This is a genomic window from Vibrio ishigakensis, assembly GCF_024347675.1.
GTDB lineage: Bacteria > Pseudomonadota > Gammaproteobacteria > Enterobacterales > Vibrionaceae > Vibrio > Vibrio ishigakensis.
Genome location: NZ_AP024881.1, coordinates 1,835,012 through 1,853,921 on the forward strand (window position 1 = coordinate 1,835,012; position 18,910 = coordinate 1,853,921).

The 18,910-nt window shown below is 47.0% G+C and carries 17 protein-coding genes; 4 read left to right on the top strand and 13 right to left on the bottom strand.

The genetic code is table 11. The features are described from left to right. Positions 1–17: 17 nt before the first annotated feature. From tolA to Pcarn_RS08290, 5 genes are all read right to left on the bottom strand, one after another. Entirely contained in the window at positions 18–1,064 is a 1,047-nt protein-coding gene (gene tolA, locus Pcarn_RS08270) for a cell envelope integrity protein TolA (RefSeq protein ID WP_390904487.1), read from the bottom strand. Beyond that, entirely contained in the window at positions 1,065–1,508 is a 444-nt protein-coding gene (gene tolR / locus Pcarn_RS08275) for a protein TolR (RefSeq protein ID WP_261833394.1), read from the bottom strand. A 3-nt stretch (positions 1,509–1,511) separates the two neighbouring features. After that, positions 1,512–2,195 carry a protein TolQ gene (tolQ, locus tag Pcarn_RS08280; RefSeq protein ID WP_261833395.1) on the bottom strand — a complete coding sequence of 228 codons (684 nt, stop codon included), beginning with the start codon at positions 2,193–2,195 and terminating at the stop codon, positions 1,512–1,514. 1 nt (position 2,196) lies between these two features. Next, on the bottom strand, positions 2,197–2,616 hold the full coding sequence (gene ybgC, locus Pcarn_RS08285; protein ID WP_261833396.1) for a tol-pal system-associated acyl-CoA thioesterase: 420 nt from the start codon (positions 2,614–2,616) through the stop codon (positions 2,197–2,199). Between the two features lie 203 nt (positions 2,617–2,819). Then, positions 2,820–3,566, bottom strand: coding sequence for a DUF481 domain-containing protein (locus tag Pcarn_RS08290; protein WP_261833397.1), 747 nt, complete (start codon positions 3,564–3,566; stop codon positions 2,820–2,822). Positions 3,567–3,872: 306 nt separating this feature from the next. Between Pcarn_RS08290 and Pcarn_RS08295 the strand changes: the two genes are divergently transcribed. Continuing rightward, the gene (locus tag Pcarn_RS08295; RefSeq protein WP_261833398.1) at positions 3,873–5,309 is read left to right on the top strand and encodes a lipid-binding SYLF domain-containing protein; all 1,437 of its coding nucleotides are present in this window, start codon (positions 3,873–3,875) and stop codon (positions 5,307–5,309) included. A 200-nt stretch (positions 5,310–5,509) separates the two neighbouring features. Beyond that, positions 5,510–6,550: a polysaccharide lyase family 7 protein gene (locus Pcarn_RS08300; protein WP_261833399.1), complete on the top strand. Its 1,041-nt coding sequence runs from the start codon at positions 5,510–5,512 to the stop codon at positions 6,548–6,550. Between the two features lie 132 nt (positions 6,551–6,682). Here Pcarn_RS08300 and cydX read toward each other — a convergent pair whose 3' ends face one another. The 7 genes from cydX to aspS form a co-directional block, all read right to left on the bottom strand. Continuing rightward, positions 6,683–6,793 carry a cytochrome bd-I oxidase subunit CydX gene (gene cydX / locus Pcarn_RS08305; protein ID WP_261833400.1) on the bottom strand — a complete coding sequence of 37 codons (111 nt, stop codon included), beginning with the start codon at positions 6,791–6,793 and terminating at the stop codon, positions 6,683–6,685. Between the two features lie 12 nt (positions 6,794–6,805). After that, positions 6,806–7,942, bottom strand: coding sequence for a cytochrome d ubiquinol oxidase subunit II (gene cydB / locus Pcarn_RS08310; protein WP_261833401.1), 1,137 nt, complete (start codon positions 7,940–7,942; stop codon positions 6,806–6,808). A gap of 16 nt (positions 7,943–7,958) precedes the next feature. Then, positions 7,959–9,548 carry a cytochrome ubiquinol oxidase subunit I gene (cydA, locus tag Pcarn_RS08315; protein ID WP_261833402.1) on the bottom strand — a complete coding sequence of 530 codons (1,590 nt, stop codon included), beginning with the start codon at positions 9,546–9,548 and terminating at the stop codon, positions 7,959–7,961. A gap of 342 nt (positions 9,549–9,890) precedes the next feature. Continuing rightward, complete coding sequence (gene ruvB, locus Pcarn_RS08320; RefSeq protein ID WP_261833403.1) at positions 9,891–10,901, bottom strand: Holliday junction branch migration DNA helicase RuvB; 1,011 nt, start codon at positions 10,899–10,901, stop codon at positions 9,891–9,893. Between the two features lie 3 nt (positions 10,902–10,904). Continuing rightward, a complete protein-coding gene (gene ruvA, locus Pcarn_RS08325) occupies positions 10,905–11,519 on the bottom strand; it encodes a Holliday junction branch migration protein RuvA (protein ID WP_261833404.1) in 615 nt (204 codons plus the stop codon). 110 nt (positions 11,520–11,629) lie between these two features. Further along, positions 11,630–12,151, bottom strand: coding sequence for a crossover junction endodeoxyribonuclease RuvC (gene ruvC, locus Pcarn_RS08330; protein ID WP_261833405.1), 522 nt, complete (start codon positions 12,149–12,151; stop codon positions 11,630–11,632). Positions 12,152–12,224: 73 nt separating this feature from the next. Continuing rightward, positions 12,225–14,000 (bottom strand): aspartate--tRNA ligase, encoded by a 1,776-nt coding sequence (gene aspS, locus Pcarn_RS08335; RefSeq protein ID WP_261833406.1) that lies wholly within the window; start codon positions 13,998–14,000, stop codon positions 12,225–12,227. Positions 14,001–14,255: 255 nt separating this feature from the next. Here aspS and cmoA point away from each other — a divergent pair, with 255 nt between their 5' ends. After that, positions 14,256–14,984 carry a carboxy-S-adenosyl-L-methionine synthase CmoA gene (gene cmoA, locus Pcarn_RS08340; RefSeq protein ID WP_261833407.1) on the top strand — a complete coding sequence of 243 codons (729 nt, stop codon included), beginning with the start codon at positions 14,256–14,258 and terminating at the stop codon, positions 14,982–14,984. A gap of 61 nt (positions 14,985–15,045) precedes the next feature. Beyond that, positions 15,046–16,038: a ligand-gated ion channel gene (locus tag Pcarn_RS08345; protein ID WP_261833408.1), complete on the top strand. Its 993-nt coding sequence runs from the start codon at positions 15,046–15,048 to the stop codon at positions 16,036–16,038. Between the two features lie 403 nt (positions 16,039–16,441). Here the strand turns inward: Pcarn_RS08345 and torA are convergent, their stop codons facing one another. Further along, the gene (gene torA / locus Pcarn_RS08350) at positions 16,442–18,907 is read right to left on the bottom strand and encodes a trimethylamine-N-oxide reductase TorA (protein WP_261833409.1); all 2,466 of its coding nucleotides are present in this window, start codon (positions 18,905–18,907) and stop codon (positions 16,442–16,444) included. Positions 18,908–18,910 lie beyond the last annotated feature (3 nt).

Genomic DNA, 18,910 nt, shown 5'->3' on the forward strand with positions numbered 1-18,910 from the left:
TAATCACCATATATTCCTTAATCAGGTGCAACGGTTAATCTAATATTTTTTAGTTTTTCAGCCACAGCTGGGTCACTCGGTAATGGGAAGTTACCAACCTGAGCAATCGCACGCTTGGTCGCGCTACACAGGGTACGGTCACCACCGATTGTCTTCACATCACTAACAATAGCAGTTGAGCCCGTTGCAATAAGGCGCAAATCTACTTGGCATTGTTTACCGCGATATGAATCCTCGACCAAAAGATTTCGTTGTATCAACTGAGTGTAGATAGCGCCGTAACGGCTTACCTCATCAGCAACGAAACGACTCTTAGCCGCCGAGTTACTTTGTGACTCTTGTTCAAGACCAGAGAAGATGTCGTTAAGGGCGGCTTCTTGCTCTTTACGTTCACGTTCTAGTTGCGCTAGACGTGCCTTCTCTTTCTCAGCTTTAGCTGCGGCTTCTTTTGCTGCTTTCTCTTGAGCGATGCGCTGCTGCTCGGCCTTACGTGCTTTTTCTGCTGCCTCGGCTGCCGCTTTCTCTTTAGCGATACGGGCCGCTTCGGCTGCTGCGGCTTTTTCAGCCTCTAGCTTAGCTTTGCGCTCCGCTTCTTTGGCTGCTTTTTCTTTAGCAACGCGCTGCTGTTCGGCCTTACGCGCCGCTTCTTGTTTCTTCTGACGCTCTACCTCAGCGGCTTTCGCTTCTTTCTCTTTAAGAATGCGTTGCTGCTCTGCTTCACGAGCCTTCTTCGCCGCTTCTGCTTTCTCTTGGGCTAGACGACGAATACGCTCTTCTTCTGCCTTGCGGTTTTTCTCTAGCTGCTCGCTCTGCTTACGTAGCTTTTCAATACGCTCAGCTTCCGCTTTCTTAGCGGCATCACGGTCGGCGCGGATCTGCTTGGCTTGCTGGGAGATAACGTTAGGATCAATCACCACCGCCTGCACCATGTTTGGCGTAGGTTCTGGCTTTGACATATTGAAGTTAGTTCCCCAGATCAAAGCAACAAGGAGAAGCAAGTGTGCTCCCCCTGATATCATCAATGATCTCGTGAACTTTTTATCCTTTTTCATGCGCTCCGGTATCTATCCTTTGATATCCGTTAACAAGCCCACCTTCTCAATGCCAGCCTGGTTCAGTTCATCCAGAACCAAAACCACATCGGCATAAGGGGTTGCCGCATCACCACCCACCGCAACCGGTGCATCAGGCGATACTTGACGCTCTGCTTTAACGCGAACGATCAGGTCATCTAGGCTCAGACCACGCTGAACCTCATCGTCGTTAACGCTAAGACCAAGCTGACCGTCTTTATCGATCTCTACGATGATAAAGCTCGCTTCAGAATCACCAGCCAATTCAGAGGCTGGTGTTGCTGAAGAGGTTTTTGGCAACTCAACGTCTACACCTTGAGTGATAAATGGTGAGGTAACCATAAAGATGATCAATAGCACCAACATCACGTCGATGTATGGCACTACGTTTATCTCTGCGGTTAGCTTGCGCTTTTTAGGTTGATAACCCGCCATGGATTAAGCCTTATCGCTCATTGCTTGACGGTGCAAGATAGCGTGAAACTCTTCAGAGAAGGTTGCAAATTGGTGCTCGAGTTTGCCCACTCGGTTGCTTAGACGGTTGTAGAACATTACCGCTGGAATAGCAGCAAATAGACCCATTGCCGTTGCAATCAGTGCCTCTGCGATACCCGGTGCTACCATGGCTAGGGTCGCTTGCTTCACTTCACCAAGAGCGATGAAGGCGTGCATGATACCCCACACCGTACCGAACAGACCGATGTATGGACTGATAGAACCAACGGTGGCTAGAAACGGTAGGTTGGTCTCTAGCTCATCAACCTCACGTGCTACCGATACGCGCATCGCACGGCCAGTACCTTCCATGATGAAATCAGGAGAACCAGCATTGGTGCGGCGCAGACGAGCGAACTCAGTAAAGCCTGAGTAGAAGATCTCTTCGATGCCTGAGATATTGTCTTTGCGTGCTTTCACTTCTTGGTAAAGCTTGCCAAGGTCTTTGCCAGACCAGAATTTATCTTCAAAGCGCGCGGTATGCGCCGTTGCCGCCGAGATGATCTTGCTGCGATTGATAATCATCGCCCAGGATGCCACCGACATGCCTACTAGGGTCAACATCACCAACTGAACAAGTAAGCTGGCTTCTAAAATTAGGTCAATAAAATTGATTTCCGCAGTCACGTTACGAAAGCTCCGAAATAATAAAACTTGGAATAGCAGTAGGCTTCATATTCACTGTATTGATACATGCTACCTTAACCTCTGCCTTGCACAATACTTTCCCATCTAGATTGACTATCTCTTGACAAAAATCGAGAGAGGCACGCTTTAGTTGCGAAACCTGTGTTTTTACCGTCAATTCTTGGTCCAGTACTGCACCTTGTAAAAAGTCGATATCCATTTTTCTGACTACAAAACCCGTGTTCTGTTCCAACAAAACTTGCTGATTGATGCCTTGCGCACGCAATAACTCAGTACGCGCTCGCTCAAAGTATTTCAGATAGTTGGAGTGATAGACGATACCACCAGCATCAGTATCTTCGTAGTAAATGCGGATTGGCCATTCGAACACCTTAGGTGTGTCCGCCGTGCTAGCGTTCATAGGTTTTATTGATACTCTGGATATAGTTAATTTCTACTATACAGAATCAAACCACATTCTTTTTTATCTAACACGTTTTTTTTGATAAACGTATGACTTTTAAATGTTAATTGGTGGTTTTTTGGCTGATTTTAGCGTTTAGCAAAGGAGGAAGGTAACCCTAGAGTTAACCTAGGGTCATCACAGATAGGCAAAGTAAAGAGTTAAAAGTCGTAGTTAAGGCTGATGGTACTGTAGATTTCATCATTGGTTTGGTCTGATGCGACGACCGTATTGTAGATATACTCCACATCCACCAGTAACGAAACGTCCTCAATAAGCTGGTTTTTAATATAAGCCTTCACATTGGTCGAGGTATTCGCCTCACCGTAGTCGGTATTGATTTTTCCGCCATATTCAAGACTCTCGGTTAAACTCGAGCTAAGGTCGATAAAGGCGTTAGCTATCACCTCATCCTGCTGTTGCTTTGGGAAATCAGGGTCAAAGTCTTGACGTTGTGAGAAGCGGTAACCGGGACCCGCACCCACAGATAGGCTTGTCTTGCCATTATCTATCAAAGTAGCACCAAAGCCCGTCGCAATGGTCAATTGATGTCGATAGGTTGCAAACCTATCATGCTCATAATGATTGGTTAGATAAAGAAATTGCCTGTCTGTCAGAGAGTACTCTACCCCATAACTCATCTTATATTTGTTTGTGCCATCTTCGTTATCTTCGGTGTCTGTGTAATAACTCGAGAACTCGGCGCTATGCTTCCAGTCATCCACATCATAACTCACCGTCGCGCCCGTATTTACAGACAGAGAACGTGTGGTTGTTTTGGAGAAAATAAAACCTAGTTTAGCGCTGCCCTCCCATGGGCTCAGCTCCTCCTCCTCAGCCATCACTGGAGAGCAAATCACAAGCGCTGACAACACACCGGCATTCTTAATCAGATTACTTCTTAGCATAAGGGCTTAATTCAGTTGTTATTCTCAGCCGCAGATACTAATAAGCACCAACACCCATATGTCAGCGCTCAGTAAACAAACAATTTTTTATACTTATTGAGCATAAACAAAGCTCTCAAACTAGATAGGTTCGTGCTTAATTAATACCTGTAAAAAAGACATCAATAAATCTCACACCTTCCTATAAATCAGATTGAGGAATGAAATAAATAGCCTGGATAGGTTAGGTAGAACTCACATGCTAGCGTAGCGCGTCTTTTTTAATCGCCTACGTGCTTGACTAGTATGCATCGAAACTATCAACTTATGCTCTCATCTCTGTTTATCTTAGCCGGATGCAGCTCTGCAGCGTCTTATGAGGAGAGAGAGGAACTAAGAGAATCTATCGACTATGAGACCGAACTCATCATAGAAGAATTAGCCGAGCAATATCCGGAGATTAAGACTCAAATCGCCGACGCTGAAGGCTATGCTTCTGGAGTAATGTCCAATATCAAGGTGCCATTAGTGGGGGGAGGTACAGGTATAGGTGCAGTGTATGGTGAGGAGTCTACTACCTACATAAACTTACACAGATATGACCTTGGGGCTGGTTTGGGTGCCAGTAGCTATCGAGTTATCTCTATTCTTGAATCTGAACAAGATCTAGAGCGATTCAATCAAGGCTTTAGTGAGCCTATTTGGGGCACGGACTGGAACATCACTACCAGTGGGTTTGAAAATCAACAGGTTTACTATGTCGAGGACAGCGAGTTTCCAACCTATGTGATCTTTGAATCGAATGCCTCCGCCGTTGGTAGCGCACGTCTATTATCTGTCTCTGTTAATGAGGAGCTCACAGAAACAGGGTTAGGTGAAGCCAAGGTCGCAAACCATATCAGCAGCAGTGACACTGCTAATCCAAGCTGGGATAGACCCCTGCCTTTCTATGCACAAGACGTTATCGATAAAGGCTTTAGCCTACCACTGCCTTTTGGGGTTAGCATTATCTATGCGGATACCTATCAAAGAATGTCGATAACCGATCTTGAAGCAGGTATGAGTTGGCGAGGAAACGGTACTCGGCCTATTGAATTTGTCACCTTCGACAATAACTACTCTCACAGCCAGTCACCACAATTAAAACTCGATGCTTGGGTATTTCCATTTATGAACGTATTCGCCACTGTGGGTAAAGTAAATGGTATAGCGCATGTTGAATTTGATATGGACGGTAACACCTTGGTCGGAAACTCTGGAGCGGATTGCTCGGGTCTATTTACACCACCAGTTTGTCGACTGCAGGATAAATCCGTAACCGTTCCTTTAGATGTTGATTTGGACGGATGGAACTACACCCTCGGCACTGTATTAGCGGCGGGCTGGCAAGACTACTTTCTCGCAATACCGGCATCGGTGAGTTATGTGGATATGAAAAATGCAAAAGCTGAGGAGTTGGTTATCAATGTCTCCCCCCGCATCGGTAAACAGTTCCATCTTAAAGACTCTACTAGCTTGGATGTATACGTAGGTGCCAGTTACCTAGACAGCACGCTAACCATCAAGGGACAACATTACTTCAAAACCGACGCCCTTGAAGGGGAGCACATCAATTACAAGATAAAACAAGAGAACCTAGATAAATGGATGGGGCTGATTGGAGCGAGTTATAACTTCAACCGCTCTTGGGCCTTACAAGCCGAGTACGGCCAAAGTGGCTCGGATAAGAGGCAATTTGTCTCGTCTCTTACCCATAGGTTTTGAGTTTGAGAACAATTACTTCGACCGTAGTATTTCTCGTGAATAAATCACACAAGTTAGCCGTTGAATATTCATTTATTTGAACTGGCTCAGAATCCGAGGAACAGAAGTGTGAGGCGGCATGCAGAATGATAATCCTGGACTATTCGCCATAAATTCCGATCGTATTATGTATGACAATAATACATACAAGGAATTACATAATGAAACAAAAACTCCTTCTTGCCAGTTCAATCCTACTCGCTCTCCCTGCAATGGCCGACGTTGCTAACAACGGTGTCTCCTACCCAGTTCCTGCTGACAAATTCGATATGCGTAACTGGAAGATCACTATTCCATCTGACATTAACCAAGATGGCCGCGTGGACGAAATAGAAGGCGTTGCCATGATGAGCTACTCCCACTCAGATTTCTTCTTCCTAGATAAAGATGGAAACATGGTATTTGAGGTTCACAACAAAGCCATTACCACCAAGAACTCCAAGAATGCGCGCTCCGAGCTTCGTCAAATGGCTCGTGGAGCTGACTTCTCTATCGATACCCATGACAATCTAAACAACTGGGCCCTTTCCAGCCACCCAGATGCGAAAACCTTCAGCGCTATCGGCGGCACTCTTGAAGCTACTCTCAAGGTTAACCATGTATCACTGCATGCGAAGTATCCTGAAAAATACCCTGCTTATTCAGTCGTTGTTGGTCAGATCCATGCCGAGAAAGACAAAGCACAGATCGAAGCTAAGACAGGTTATGGTCATGGCAACGAACCTATTAAGATCTTCTACAAGAAGTTTCCTGGCCACAAGATGGGTTCAGTGTTCTGGAACTATGAACGTAACCTAGAAAAGAACGATCCTGATCGTGCTGACATCGCTTATCCAGTATGGGGCAATACCTGGGAAAATACTGCTGAGCCAGGTGATGCGGGTATCGCTCTTGGTGAAGAGTTTAGCTACAAGATTGAAGTGAAAGACACCACTATGTATCTGACCTTCGAGACTAAACGTCACGACACGGTAACCTACGAAATCGACCTAGCTAAAGGTGTTGATGCCAAAGATAATCCAAACGGCTATGCCAAAGATGCCTTCTATTTCAAAGCGGGTGCCTACGGTCAATGCAGTGTTCAAGAGTCGCACCCAGTATGGGGCCCTGGCTGTGAAGGTACCGGTGATTTTGCTATCGATAAGAAAAACGGCGACTACAACAGCGTTACTTTCTCAGCGCTTAAGCTAAATGGAAAGTAACTCCATCGAATAATGATTTTCTTCTCCGTTGGCCTATCTCTTGATAGGCCTTTTTTATACCTAAACAAACGAAAAACGCCCCAATCAGATTTGATTGGGGCGTTTATTTATTAAAGACAATTCTTAAAGAGATTAGTCTTCTTTATCTTTATCCATCATCTCTGTGTGCTCAAGCCACAGAGCGTTGATGATGCCAAAAGCACAAGCTAGTAGCACACCTAGAATCCAAGCGAAATACCACATGGTTTGTACTCCTTAGTAAAGTGAATTTTTGTTGTCTTCGATGAACTGGTTATCCAGACGACCGAACATCTTGTAGTAACACCAAGTGGTGTAACCTAGGATAACTGGAACCATTACGAACGCTACAGCAGTCATTAGGTTCAGAGTCAATTCACTCGAGGTTGAATCCCACATAGTCAAGCTAACGTCTGGGTTCAGGCTCGATGGCATTACGAATGGGAACATCGCAAGACCTGCTGTAAAGATGATGCCTGCGTTACCTAGACTTGAGAACAGGAAAGCAAAACCACAGCGCTCAGCGCGAGACATCATTACAGCTAGGATAGGCATCAGCACACCTAGTGCTGGAGCTAACCACATTGCTGGATACTCAGCGAAGTTGTTCATCCAAGCACCTGCAACTGTAGCCACTTCTTTGTTTAGTGGGTTAGATGCTGCCGCTAGGTCTAGGTCGCTAGTGATAACAAAGCCGTCAATGTTTTGAATCCAGATACCACCGATAACGAACAGAACCACAGTCGCTAGACCCATCCATTGCGCTACTGCGCGAGCACGAACATGAATATCGTCAGTAGTCTTCATCTGTAGCCAGGTTGCACCTTGCATCACGATCATCGACAGGCTCACTAGACCACATAGCAGAGCAAATGGATTTAGCAGACCGAAGAATGAACCGTGGTAGGTTGGCATCATAAATTCGTTTAGGTCGAACGGTACACCTTGAAGCAGGTTACCAAACGCTACACCGAAGATGATTGGTGGTACGAAACCACTGATACCGATACATACGTCCCAAGCACTGCGCCACTTTGGATCTTCAATCTTTGAACGATAATCCAGACCAAGAGGACGAAGCCATAGCGCCGCTAGAGTCAGGATCATGGCAAAGTAGAAGCCAGAGAAAGACGTTGCGTACACTAGAGGCCAAGCCGCGAATAGCGCACCACCCGCGGTGATCAGCCAAACTTGGTTACCATCCCAGTGAGGTGCGATGGAGTTGATCATCACACGACGCTCGGTGTCATTCTTGCCGATGATAGGCACTAGCGCGCCTACCCCCATGTCAAAACCATCTGTGATAGCGAAGCCGACGAACAGTACGCCAATCAGCAGCCACCAAATAAATCTTAAAACTTCATAATCAAACATATTTGCGCTTCCCTTATTACGCTTCTACTTGGCGGCCAACGCGAGTTTGTGCGTCTTCGTTGCCTTCTTGTTCGAAGTGATAGCGACCCGTCTTAAGGCTACTTGGGCCTTTACGAGCGAATTTCAGCATCAAGTAAACCTCTGCAATCAAGAACACTGTGTACAGCGCAATGATGGCGATGAGCGAGCTCCATAGCTGACCTATGGTCAATGCGGAGGCGGCCACGTGAGTTGGTAGGATTTCACCTACAGCCCACGGCTGACGGCCGTATTCTGCGACGAACCAACCGGCTTCAACTGCAATCCAAGGTAGTGGAATACCATATAGAGCGGCTTTAAGTAGCCAAGGTTTCTGTTCGATCTTCTGACGACAGGTCTGGATAAATGCCATACCGAAGATAAATAGCATGATGAAACCACACGCGACCATGATGCGGAATGACCAGAACAGTGGCCATACGGTCGGGATAGAGTCATCCGCTGCCATTTGGATTTGCTGCTCTGTTGCGTCTACTACGTTGTCTGTGTAGCGCTTAAGAAGTAGGCCGTAACCTAGATCTTGTTTAACCTCGTCAAAGGCGGCGATGTTTTCTTCGCTCTTATCGCCCGCACGAAGTTTTTCTAGAAGCTCGTAAGCGTACATACCGTTACGGATACGCACTACGTGCTCTTCGCGCAGGTCACGAAGACCCGTTACTTCTTTGTCTAGTGAACGTGTTGCGATGATACCCATTACGTATGGGATCTTAACCGCGTAATCAGTTTCCATGGTCTCTTGGTTCGGGATACCGAATGCAGTAAATGCCGCAGGAGCTGGCTCTGTGTGCCACTCTGCTTCAATTGCTGCCAGTTTCACCTTCTGCACGTCACCAAGCTCATAACCTGATTCGTCACCAAGAACGATGGTAGATAGGATTGCTGCCATACCGAAAGACGCTGCAATTGCAAACGAACGACGAGCGAACGCCACATCACGACCTTTCAGTAGGTAGTAAGAACTGATACCAAGAACGAACATCGCACCTGTGGTGTAACCCGATGCTACTGTGTGAACGAATTTAACCTGAGCTACTGGGTTTAGTACAACCTCAGCGAAGCTCACCATCTCCATTCGCATGGTTTCAAAGTTGAATTCTGCGCCCACAGGGTGTTGCATCCAGCCGTTTGCAACCAAGATCCATAGAGCAGAGAAGTTTGAACCGATTGCTACTAGCCAAGTCACACAAAGGTGCTGACGCTTAGACAGTCGATCCCAACCGAAAAAGAACAAACCAACGAAGGTAGATTCTAGGAAGAAGGCCACAAGGGCTTCGATAGCAAGTGGCGCACCGAAGATATCGCCTACATAGTGAGAATAGTATGACCAGTTTGTTCCGAATTGGAACTCCATGGTAAGACCGGTAGCTACGCCTAGGGCGAAGTTAATACCGAACAATTTACCCCAGAACTTAGTCATATCCTTGTAGATTTGCTTGCCAGTCATCACGTAAACGGATTCCATGATGGCAAGCAAGAAAGCCATACCTAAGGTAAGCGGGACGAATAGAAAATGGTACATTGCTGTCATTGCGAATTGTAATCGCGACAGATCAACGACATCTATCATAAGAACTCCTTGGGTGTCTTCCTAGACACAGGTTCAACCAAAAAACAAAAGTTAAATTTTATTCTGAGTTGTTAAGAAACTGCGTTAAAGATTAATTCTATTAAAATCAACAGTTAAACAGTTGTTAAGCAACCTCTAATATACCTGACAGTAATATTAATGGTTTCATTTGCGGGATTCAAAAGGTTTATTTGAGATTTTTTCCTTGATTTGAATCAAGAAGAGTGAAGTGAAATAGGTTGATTATTAAACGATAGGTGATTGAAATGTGAACAAGATAACAATTACAACCAGGCTATTGTCAGACAAATAAAAAGGGGCTTACAGCCCCTTAACACTAATTTACGATTCGATATCAAACCCAAAATGTCGATAGGCTCTTTCAGTAACAATTCGACCACGTGGGGTTCTTTGCAGATAGCCCTGCTGAATGAGATACGGTTCGAGTACATCCTCGATCGTATCCTTCTCTTCACCAATAGCAGCAGCCATATTGTCCAAACCAACGGGACCACCGGAGAACTTCTCGATGATCGCCAGTAGCAGTTTACGGTCCATATAATCAAAACCTAGAGTGTCGACGTCGAGCATGTTAAGCGCTTTATCAGCAATATCCGCATCGATATGACCATCACCTTTTACTTCGGCGTAATCTCGAACGCGGCGAAGCAAGCGGTTAGCGATACGTGGCGTACCACGAGCACGGCGCGCTACCTCTAATGCTCCTTCTGGAGACATAGAAAGGTTTAAGCAATCGGCACTGCGCTGCACGATATGCTGCAGATCTTCAATTTTGTAATACTCAAGGCGCTGAGTAATACCAAAGCGATCGCGCAGCGGCGAGGTCAATGAACCGGCGCGAGTAGTCGCACCAATCAGGGTAAACGGAGGCAGATCGATCTTGATAGAGCGCGCCGCTGGGCCCTCCCCTATCATGATATCCAACTGGTAGTCTTCCATCGCCGGATAGAGCACCTCTTCAACCATAGGGCTAAGGCGGTGGATCTCATCGATAAAGAGCACATCGTTCTCTTCAAGGTTGGTAAGAAGCGCTGCTAGATCGCCGGCCTTTTCCAGAACTGGGCCAGAGGTGGTGCGAATGTTCACTTCCATCTCGTTAGCAACGATATTGGCTAACGTGGTTTTACCAAGACCGGGAGGACCAAAGATAAGAAGGTGGTCTAGGGCCTCATTTCGCAGCTGAGCCGCTTTAATAAAGATCTCCATCTGGCCACGTACGTGATCCTGACCTTGATAATCGGCCAGCTTTTTAGGACGAATGGCGCGGTCGATGGCCTCTTCGTCTTTAAAGGTTGGGTTATCGGCTGCGATTAGGCGATCCGCTTCAATCATGCTTTATACCATAGCCCTTAGCGCTTCTTTGATTAGGGTTTCACTGCTCATCTCTGGCTGTGCTACTTGAGACACTACCTTGGAGGCCATCTGAGGTTTGTAGCCCAGTGCCAGAAGCGCACTGATTGCTTCTTCTAGCGCCGCATCTTCTTTAGATACACCGTTATCAATAGGCGCGGCATCTGTGGCAGGAGTGAACAGATCGCCCGCGCCCCAGCCTTTAAGACGGTCTTTCATCTCAACTACTAGGCGCTCAGCAGTTTTCTTACCTACACCCGGCAGTTTAACTAGAGTGGAAATGTCTTCGTGTTCTACACAGCTAACAAACTGAGAGGCGGTCATACCAGATAGGATACCAAGGCCAAGCTTAGGGCCTACACCGTTTGCCTTGATGACTTCGCGGAACAGCGCACGTTCAGCAACGGTGTTAAAACCGTACAGCAACTGTGCATCTTCGCGAACAACAAAATGGGTGTAAATAATGGCTTCTTGACCAACTTCAGGGAGCTCATAAAAACAACTCATTGGCATCTGAACTTCATAGCCAACACCAGATACTTCAATCAAAAGTTCTGGTGGTTGTTTCTCGATGAGGGTGCCTCGTAAACGTCCTATCACTGCATATTTCCAATTGGGATAACTCTAACCAAAGATGATAATCAATAACTGGACGGATAGCCAGTAGTCATCGTCAGGAGTGGGTAAGGAGTCGTATAATTTCTGAGGTACTAGCGATAACGACCACGTCTGGCTGAGGTTGCCTTACCCGCCAATGCCACCAGCGTCTTGTTGGTATTGGCATGACAGATAGCCACACCTAAGGCATCCGCTGCATCGGCCTGAGGCTTGGCTGGCAGTACGAGCATCTGCTGAACCATGTGCTGAACCTGGGCTTTATCTGCCCCGCCCGTGCCAACGACCGCCTGCTTGATAAGCCTTGCTGCATACTCGTGTACTGGAAGATCAGCATTAACCGCTGCAACAATAGCACTGCCACGAGCCTGACCAAGCTTAAGTGCCGAGTCGGCATTCTTCGACATGAACACCTGCTCGATAGCAAATACGTCAGGATTAAACTGAGTAATAATCTCACTCACCCCTGCGTAGATCTGCTTTAGGCGACCCGGCAGCTCTTTTTCTGAGGTGCGGATACAACCACTGCCTAGGTATTGCAGCTTTCTTCCTGTCTGGCGAATAACCCCATAGCCTGTGATTCTTGAGCCTGGGTCGATACCTAAGATAATGGTCATGCTGTTCTCTTTTTTATAGCTTATAAATAAAAACTCCCGCAAAAGCGGGAGTTTTTCAAGTCCGAGGCTGTAATTATTCAGCTTCTTTCTTCGCTGCTGTAACCGCGATAGCTAGCTCTTCAAGAGCCGCTGGGTTAGCTAGGCTAGGTGCATCTGTTAGCAGACACGCTGCAGCCGTGGTTTTCGGGAATGCGATAACGTCACGGATGTTCTCAGTGCCACACAGAAGCATAACTAGACGGTCAAGACCGAATGCTAGACCTGCGTGCGGTGGAGTACCGAACTTAAGTGCATCTAGCAGGAAGCCGAATTTCTGCTGCTGCTCGTCTGCCTCGATACCTAGGATATCGAATACTGCAGATTGCATGTCAGCGTTGTGGATACGTACTGAACCACCACCTACTTCGTAGCCGTTGATTACCATGTCGTACGCGTTTGAGTTCGCAGCCGCTGGGTTAGCTTTTAGCTCTTCTGGGGAAACGCCTAGAGGAGAGGTAAATGGGTGGTGCATCGCGTGCAGGTTACCTTCACCGTCTTCTTCAAACATTGGAAAGTCTACAACCCATAGCGGAGCCCATGCTGACTCGTCAGTCAGCTCTAGGTCTTTACCTACTTTCAGACGAAGTGCGCCCATAGCTTCTGCTACAACGGTTGCTTTGTCTGCACCAAATAGGATGATATCGCCAGTTTGTGCGCCAGAGCGCTCAACGATGCCGTTGATCACTTCTTCATTTAGGAACTTAGCAACAGGAGACTGGATACCTTCTAGGCCAGCCTCAAGGTCGTTAACCTTCATCCAAGCTAGACCTTTCGCGCCGTAGATACCTACGTACTCTGCATAGCCGTCGATTTGCTTACGAGTCAGCTTAGCACCGCCTGGTACGCGAAGAACGGCAACGCGGCCTTTCTCATCGTTAGCTGGGCCTGAGAATACTTTGAACTCAACGTCTTTTAGAAGATCGGCAACGTCCACTAGCTCTAGTGGGTTACGTAGATCTGGCTTGTCACTACCGAAACGACGGATAGCTTCGCTAAACGGCATTACTGGGAATTGACCTAGGTCTACGTTTAGTAGTTCTTGCCACATGTCACGAACCATCTTCTCAGTGGTTGCGCGAACTTCATCAGCCGACATGAAAGAAGTTTCGATATCGATCTGAGTGAACTCAGGCTGACGGTCAGCACGCAAGTCTTCATCGCGGAAGCACTTAACGATTTGGTAGTAACGGTCAAAACCAGACATCATTAGAAGCTGTTTGAATAGCTGTGGAGACTGAGGAAGCGCGTAGAAGCTACCTTTGTGAACACGGCTAGGTACCAGGTAGTCACGAGCACCTTCTGGAGTCGCTTTAGTCAGCACTGGAGTTTCGATGTCTAGGAAACCATTCTCATCAAGGAAACGACGAACAAAGCTTGATGCTTTAGCACGTAGCTTGATGCGGTCGCTCATTTCAGGGCGACGCAGGTCAAGATAGCGGTACTTTAGACGTTGCTCTTCAGAGTTATTTTGGTTGAAGTCTAGAGGCAGAACGTCAGCACGGTTGATGATCTCTAGGCCAGTAGCCAAGATTTCTACTTCACCGGTAGCCATATCTTTGTTGATTTGGCTGTCTGGACGCGCGCGCACTTCACCGGTTAGCTTGATGCAGAACTCGTTACGAAGAAGGTTCGCAACCTCAAATACATCCGCCATATCTGGATCAACAACAACTTGAACGATACCTTCACGATCACGCATATCGATAAAGATAAGACCGCCTAAATCACGACGACGGTTAACCCAGCCGCACAATTCTACCGTTTGTCCTGCAAGGGACTTGTTCAGTTGACCACAATAATGGCTACGCATATTCAATTTCCTGAATGTTTTGATGTTGAAAGAGGTGGCGTAAACGATCTCTCGATCTTGACGCAATTAGCTGACATTTATACTTGGAAATAGCCTCAAAATCGACTGCCTTAACGATTTTTTATGGCTTATCTCTTCGCTTTGCTCTGTTTTTGAACAATAGCGGCATTAAAAGCTAAGATCTCACCACACAGTGGGTGACACCCATGTCGCCATTTCCTAGAATTAGGTGTCGTAATTATTTCAAACAACTTCATGAGCAAAGACAATATTTTCTCCGCTCCGATCGACAAGATCGGCGATTTTACCTTCGATGAGCGCGTTGCTGAGGTCTTCCCAGATATGATCCAGCGCTCGGTGCCGGGCTATAGCAACATCATCTCAGCCATCGGCATGCTAGCAAACCGCTTTGCTACCAAGGATTCAAACCTGTATGACCTAGGTTGCTCTTTGGGAGCGGCAACGCTTTCAATGCGTCGCAGTCTGGAAGAGGTTGAGGGCTGTAAGATCATCGCAGTGGATAACTCGCCAGCCATGGTGGAGCGTTGCAAATTGCATGTGAATGCCTATCGTGCAACTACACCTGTAGAGGTGCGTGAAGATGATATCCGTCATATCGAGATCAAAGACGCTTCTGTGGTGGTTCTAAACTTCACCTTGCAGTTCTTATCACCTGCAGACAGACAAGCGCTGCTCGAGAAGATCTATACTGGCCTAAACCCTGGCGGCATCTTGATCCTATCGGAGAAATTCGTATTTGAGGATTCGGTTTCACACGAACTACTTATCGACCTTCATCATGATTTTAAACGTGCTAATGGCTATAGCGAGCTTGAGATAAGCCAAAAGCGTAGCGCTATTGAGAACGTGATGCGTCCAGACAAGATTGAAACCCACAAAGAGCGCTTCGCCAAGATTGGTTTTAGTAGCAGTGAAGTGTGGTTCCAGTGCTTTAACTTCGGCTCTATGTTTGCCATTAAGTAACTGATAATCCTATCTGTAATCCCAACTATACTTAACTGCATTGTCATGGTTGGGATTACTTATGAGCAAAGTCATAGCCTTAATTCTGTTTCTGCTGATTGCCCCGCAAAGCCTTGCTCATAAAGGACTGCCTCCCGGTCCTCTTCCCCTTAAAATAGACACTGCCCTATTCGTTGCTGATGTTGATGGTATAGACACCTCATCACAGAGCTTTGATATCCGCCTCTTCTACAGCGTGCGTTGGATGGACTCCCGTGAAGCACACCCAGGACCCGATCCTATTACCAAAGACCTTAATGATGTGTGGCATCCGCAGTTTCAAATCGTCAATCAGCAAAAGATCTTCTTTCACAACAAAGACAGGGTCACCATCTCTCCCGAAGGTCAGGTCTCCCTGATGATTGCTAGCTGGGGTTCATACTCACAAGCAATGAGACTGTATCGCTTTCCCTTTGATGTGCAGGACTTTAACTTTCATATCGTTGCGCCCGGATATAATCCTGATGAGATAATCATGGTGGATAGAGTAAACCTTTCAGGGATTGCTAAAAGTCTCTCTTTGGCTGACTGGAAGATCATCGATTGGTTTGCTGAGACCCGCTCTTATCAACCGTATGAGAACGACAATATCAATGTCTCGGGTATCAACTATGGGTTTATCGCCGAGAGGCTAACGAGTTATTACGTACTTAAGATGATACTGCCACTGACGCTCATAGTGGCTATGTCTTGGGCGGTGTTCTGGATGGACCCTTTGAATGTATCTAGTAATGTTGGTATCGCAATTACCTCTATGCTGACCCTAATCGCCTATCGCTTTTCTGCGGATACCATATTACCAAGACTGCCCTACCTCACCAGCCTCGATTACTTCATTCTTGCCTCGACTATTTTGGTGTTTATGAGCCTTTTGCAATGCATCGCTACCTCTGCACTGGCAAAAGATGGCAAAATGCATCTCGCTCATCGTCTGGATATCATCTGTCGTATCGCATTTCCGGCACTATTTTTGTTACTTGCGCTAGAAACCCTGGTTTTCAGGGCGCTGATTTAATCAAATTGCAATTTAGTTCAATTATGTTTGGATAAGTTAATGCATTTGCGTGCTTTATGCACAGCTAGACATATGCAAAAAGACATTATCTATTGCAAAACGCCTTTGCATTTTGCAACTTGCGAACATCAGAATAACCATTCCCATTAAAAACAAAGACTTAACAACAAAAATAAAAAGTTGGCACGCTCCGTGCATAGTGTACAGTGATCCTTTTAAGCCAAGGATCACCTAGCCAACTGACGTTGTTAGTGAACGTAGTTTTTGTTCACAAGAATACAGGCCAGCCCATCTTTATTAAGGGCTGGCTTTTTTTTACCTTGCGTTTAGTGACCCCTTTTCAGATACAAAAAAACCAGCGAGTTTCCCCACTGGTTTTTATTTTGCAATTGACTAATTGCTTTTAGCTTACCTCAATCGGTCCACCAAATGCTGTGACCGGTGGTACCTCACCCTTGAACTTCTCAAAATCCACCAAGCAGGTATTTGCCGAGGTTGCCTGAGCAAGCTCCGAAGATGGGATATCTTGGGTTAGCGTATTCGGGTCACCATAGGTGTCAATAGCGCCTATCTTCTCGTTCAGAGGGCCATACCAAGCCCCCTCCTCGATACGAACCACACCCTCAGGGTATGCGCTCGACACTACGGCACCGGCAAGCAGCTGACCACGGTCATTGAATACGCGCACTAGGTCACCATCTTTAATGCCTTTTGCTTTTGCATCGTTCGGGTTCATATAGCAAGGCTCACGACCTTGTACCGCATAGGTAGCGCGGAACTCTTCCGATTCACACATCTGTGAGTGCAAACGCTTGTCTGGGTGACAAGATTGCAGCCAATATGGATGTTTATCAGAGCCTGGACCACCGTGTGAGCGCTCAGACTTCTCAAACCACATAGGGTGGTTCTGACAGTGCTCATAGTTAAAGCGACCAATGGTTCGGCTTGAGATCTCAATAAAGCCTGAAGGGGTACCAAGAGCATTAATCTCAGGGTCCTCACGGAAGTCGGCATGACGAGTCCAAGGTTTACCTTTACCAAAGTCTAGGAAGCCTTTCTCCCAAAACTCGGCAAACTCAGGCATATTGAAGTTCGGGTTCGACGCCTTACAGCCATCGTATAGGCTCTTCACCCACTCCATCTCGTTCATGCCACGAGTGTAGTCTTTATCACGGCCCCAGCGCTTAGTCAGCTCGGTCATGATTTCAAAGTCAGTCTTAGACTGGAACAGTGGATCGACTAGCTTATGCATAGCGACCAGACCACGACCAGAGTAGGCACCATAGCCATCAATGTCATTACGCTCATACTGAGTACAAGCAGGCAAAACGATATCGGAGAAACGACAGGTTGCTGTCCAAGCAAAATCGATAGTGACCAGAGTTTGAAGGTTTTGGAACGCCTTCTTCATTCGGTTTCTATCTTGGTGGTGGTGCCATGGGTTGTTACCACTGATCACCATCATCTTAAATGGTGGCAGTGTCACTTGGTTACCATTGGCTTGGATCTTCTTACCCGGCTCAAGTAAGCAGTCTACCCAACGAGCTACCGGAATTACGCTGCTGTAACCGTTGTAGTCCTTGTTGGTGTGTTTTGGCTGTTGGCCTGTATCTATGTTCAGCGGGAACGCACCCGGTGCGCCAAAGCCCGTTGACGATACACCGATACCTGAGTAATGGTGACCGTATGAGACACCACCACCTGGCAGGCCGATCTGGCCGATCATGGCTGCGACAACTGCACCCATCCAATATGGCTGCTCACCGTGCTCTTGACGCTGGATACACCAACCAAACAGGATTTGGGTACGGCCCTTAACCAGCATGCGAGCGAACTCACGGATCTTATCCGCTGGTACGCCACAGATCTCAGCCGCCCATTCAGGAGTTTTCTCAACCTTGTCTTTCGACTCACCGGTTAGGTAAGGAACAAAGTCGTCAAAGCCTAGGCAGTAAAGGTCGATAAATTTCTTATCGTACAGCTCCTCTTTATACAAGGTATGCGCGATACCTAGCATGAAGGCTACGTCGGTTTGCGGGTTAACGTATAGGTGTTCGTTGTTTAGGTATTGCTGAGTCTTGTTCTTAACCGGATCCACCGAGATCACGTTGATCTCTTTCTTAGCAACCTTCTCTTTAAGCTGCTCTAGGTATTCAAACGACTCGTGGGTCTCACAGGTCCAACCTACTTGCAGGTTCTTAACCGGATCGTTTGCCCAGATAATGATGTTGTCACTGTTCTCTAGGATAAGCTCCCAAGAGGTACCTTGTGCGTATACCTCGGTCGAACCTAGAACGTAAGGCAGAATAGTTTGCCCTGCACCGGTTGAGTAGTCTCCCACTTTCTTCACTGAGTAGCCGTGCAGACCGATAGCACGCTGCATATGGTTGTTACAGCTGTGCATCTGACCGGTTTGACGCCAGCCAGTCTGACCTGCGTGCAGTGCCCATGGACCGTAGTCTTTCTGGACGCGCTCTAGCTCACGATAGAAAAGATCCAAAGCCTCATCCCAGGTCACACGCACAAAACGGTTGTTACCACGAGTGTCGGCCGCATATTTGTGTTTCTTCAGCCAATCTAGGCGAACCATAGGGTAACGCACACGTGAAGGGCTATAGATGATACCCTTGATGCCGTTTAGCATGTCCGTTGGATACTTGTCGGCTTCTAGAGGCGTGACCTCTTGAACCTTACCTGCCCAAACACGAGCTCGGAAAGCACCCCAGTGTGAGCCACTAGTTTTCCATACGCCGTCAGTAGATTCGGCCGCACTCGCGCCAGATGAAACCAGAAGGCTTGGACCAATTACAGAAGCTGCTGCACCCGTTGCACCTAAACCTTTCAGAAAGCTTCTTCTTGATAATGACATTAT

Coding starts and splice junctions, on each gene's coding strand:
- ruvC (WP_261833405.1), bottom strand. CDS start 12,151: ATGACCATTATCTTAGGTATCGACCCAGGCTCAAGAATCACAGGCTAT.
- Pcarn_RS08300 (WP_261833399.1), top strand. CDS start 5,510: ATGAAACAAAAACTCCTTCTTGCCAGTTCAATCCTACTCGCTCTCCCT.
- cmoA (WP_261833407.1), top strand. CDS start 14,256: ATGAGCAAAGACAATATTTTCTCCGCTCCGATCGACAAGATCGGCGAT.
- tolR (WP_261833394.1), bottom strand. CDS start 1,508: ATGGCGGGTTATCAACCTAAAAAGCGCAAGCTAACCGCAGAGATAAAC.
- cydX (WP_261833400.1), bottom strand. CDS start 6,793: ATGTGGTATTTCGCTTGGATTCTAGGTGTGCTACTAGCTTGTGCTTTT.
- ruvB (WP_261833403.1), bottom strand. CDS start 10,901: ATGATTGAAGCGGATCGCCTAATCGCAGCCGATAACCCAACCTTTAAA.
- Pcarn_RS08345 (WP_261833408.1), top strand. CDS start 15,046: ATGAGCAAAGTCATAGCCTTAATTCTGTTTCTGCTGATTGCCCCGCAA.
- Pcarn_RS08290 (WP_261833397.1), bottom strand. CDS start 3,566: ATGCTAAGAAGTAATCTGATTAAGAATGCCGGTGTGTTGTCAGCGCTT.
- torA (WP_261833409.1), bottom strand. CDS start 18,907: ATGTCATTATCAAGAAGAAGCTTTCTGAAAGGTTTAGGTGCAACGGGT.
- aspS (WP_261833406.1), bottom strand. CDS start 14,000: ATGCGTAGCCATTATTGTGGTCAACTGAACAAGTCCCTTGCAGGACAA.
- cydB (WP_261833401.1), bottom strand. CDS start 7,942: ATGTTTGATTATGAAGTTTTAAGATTTATTTGGTGGCTGCTGATTGGC.
- ybgC (WP_261833396.1), bottom strand. CDS start 2,616: ATGAACGCTAGCACGGCGGACACACCTAAGGTGTTCGAATGGCCAATC.
- Pcarn_RS08295 (WP_261833398.1), top strand. CDS start 3,873: ATGCTCTCATCTCTGTTTATCTTAGCCGGATGCAGCTCTGCAGCGTCT.
- cydA (WP_261833402.1), bottom strand. CDS start 9,548: ATGATAGATGTCGTTGATCTGTCGCGATTACAATTCGCAATGACAGCA.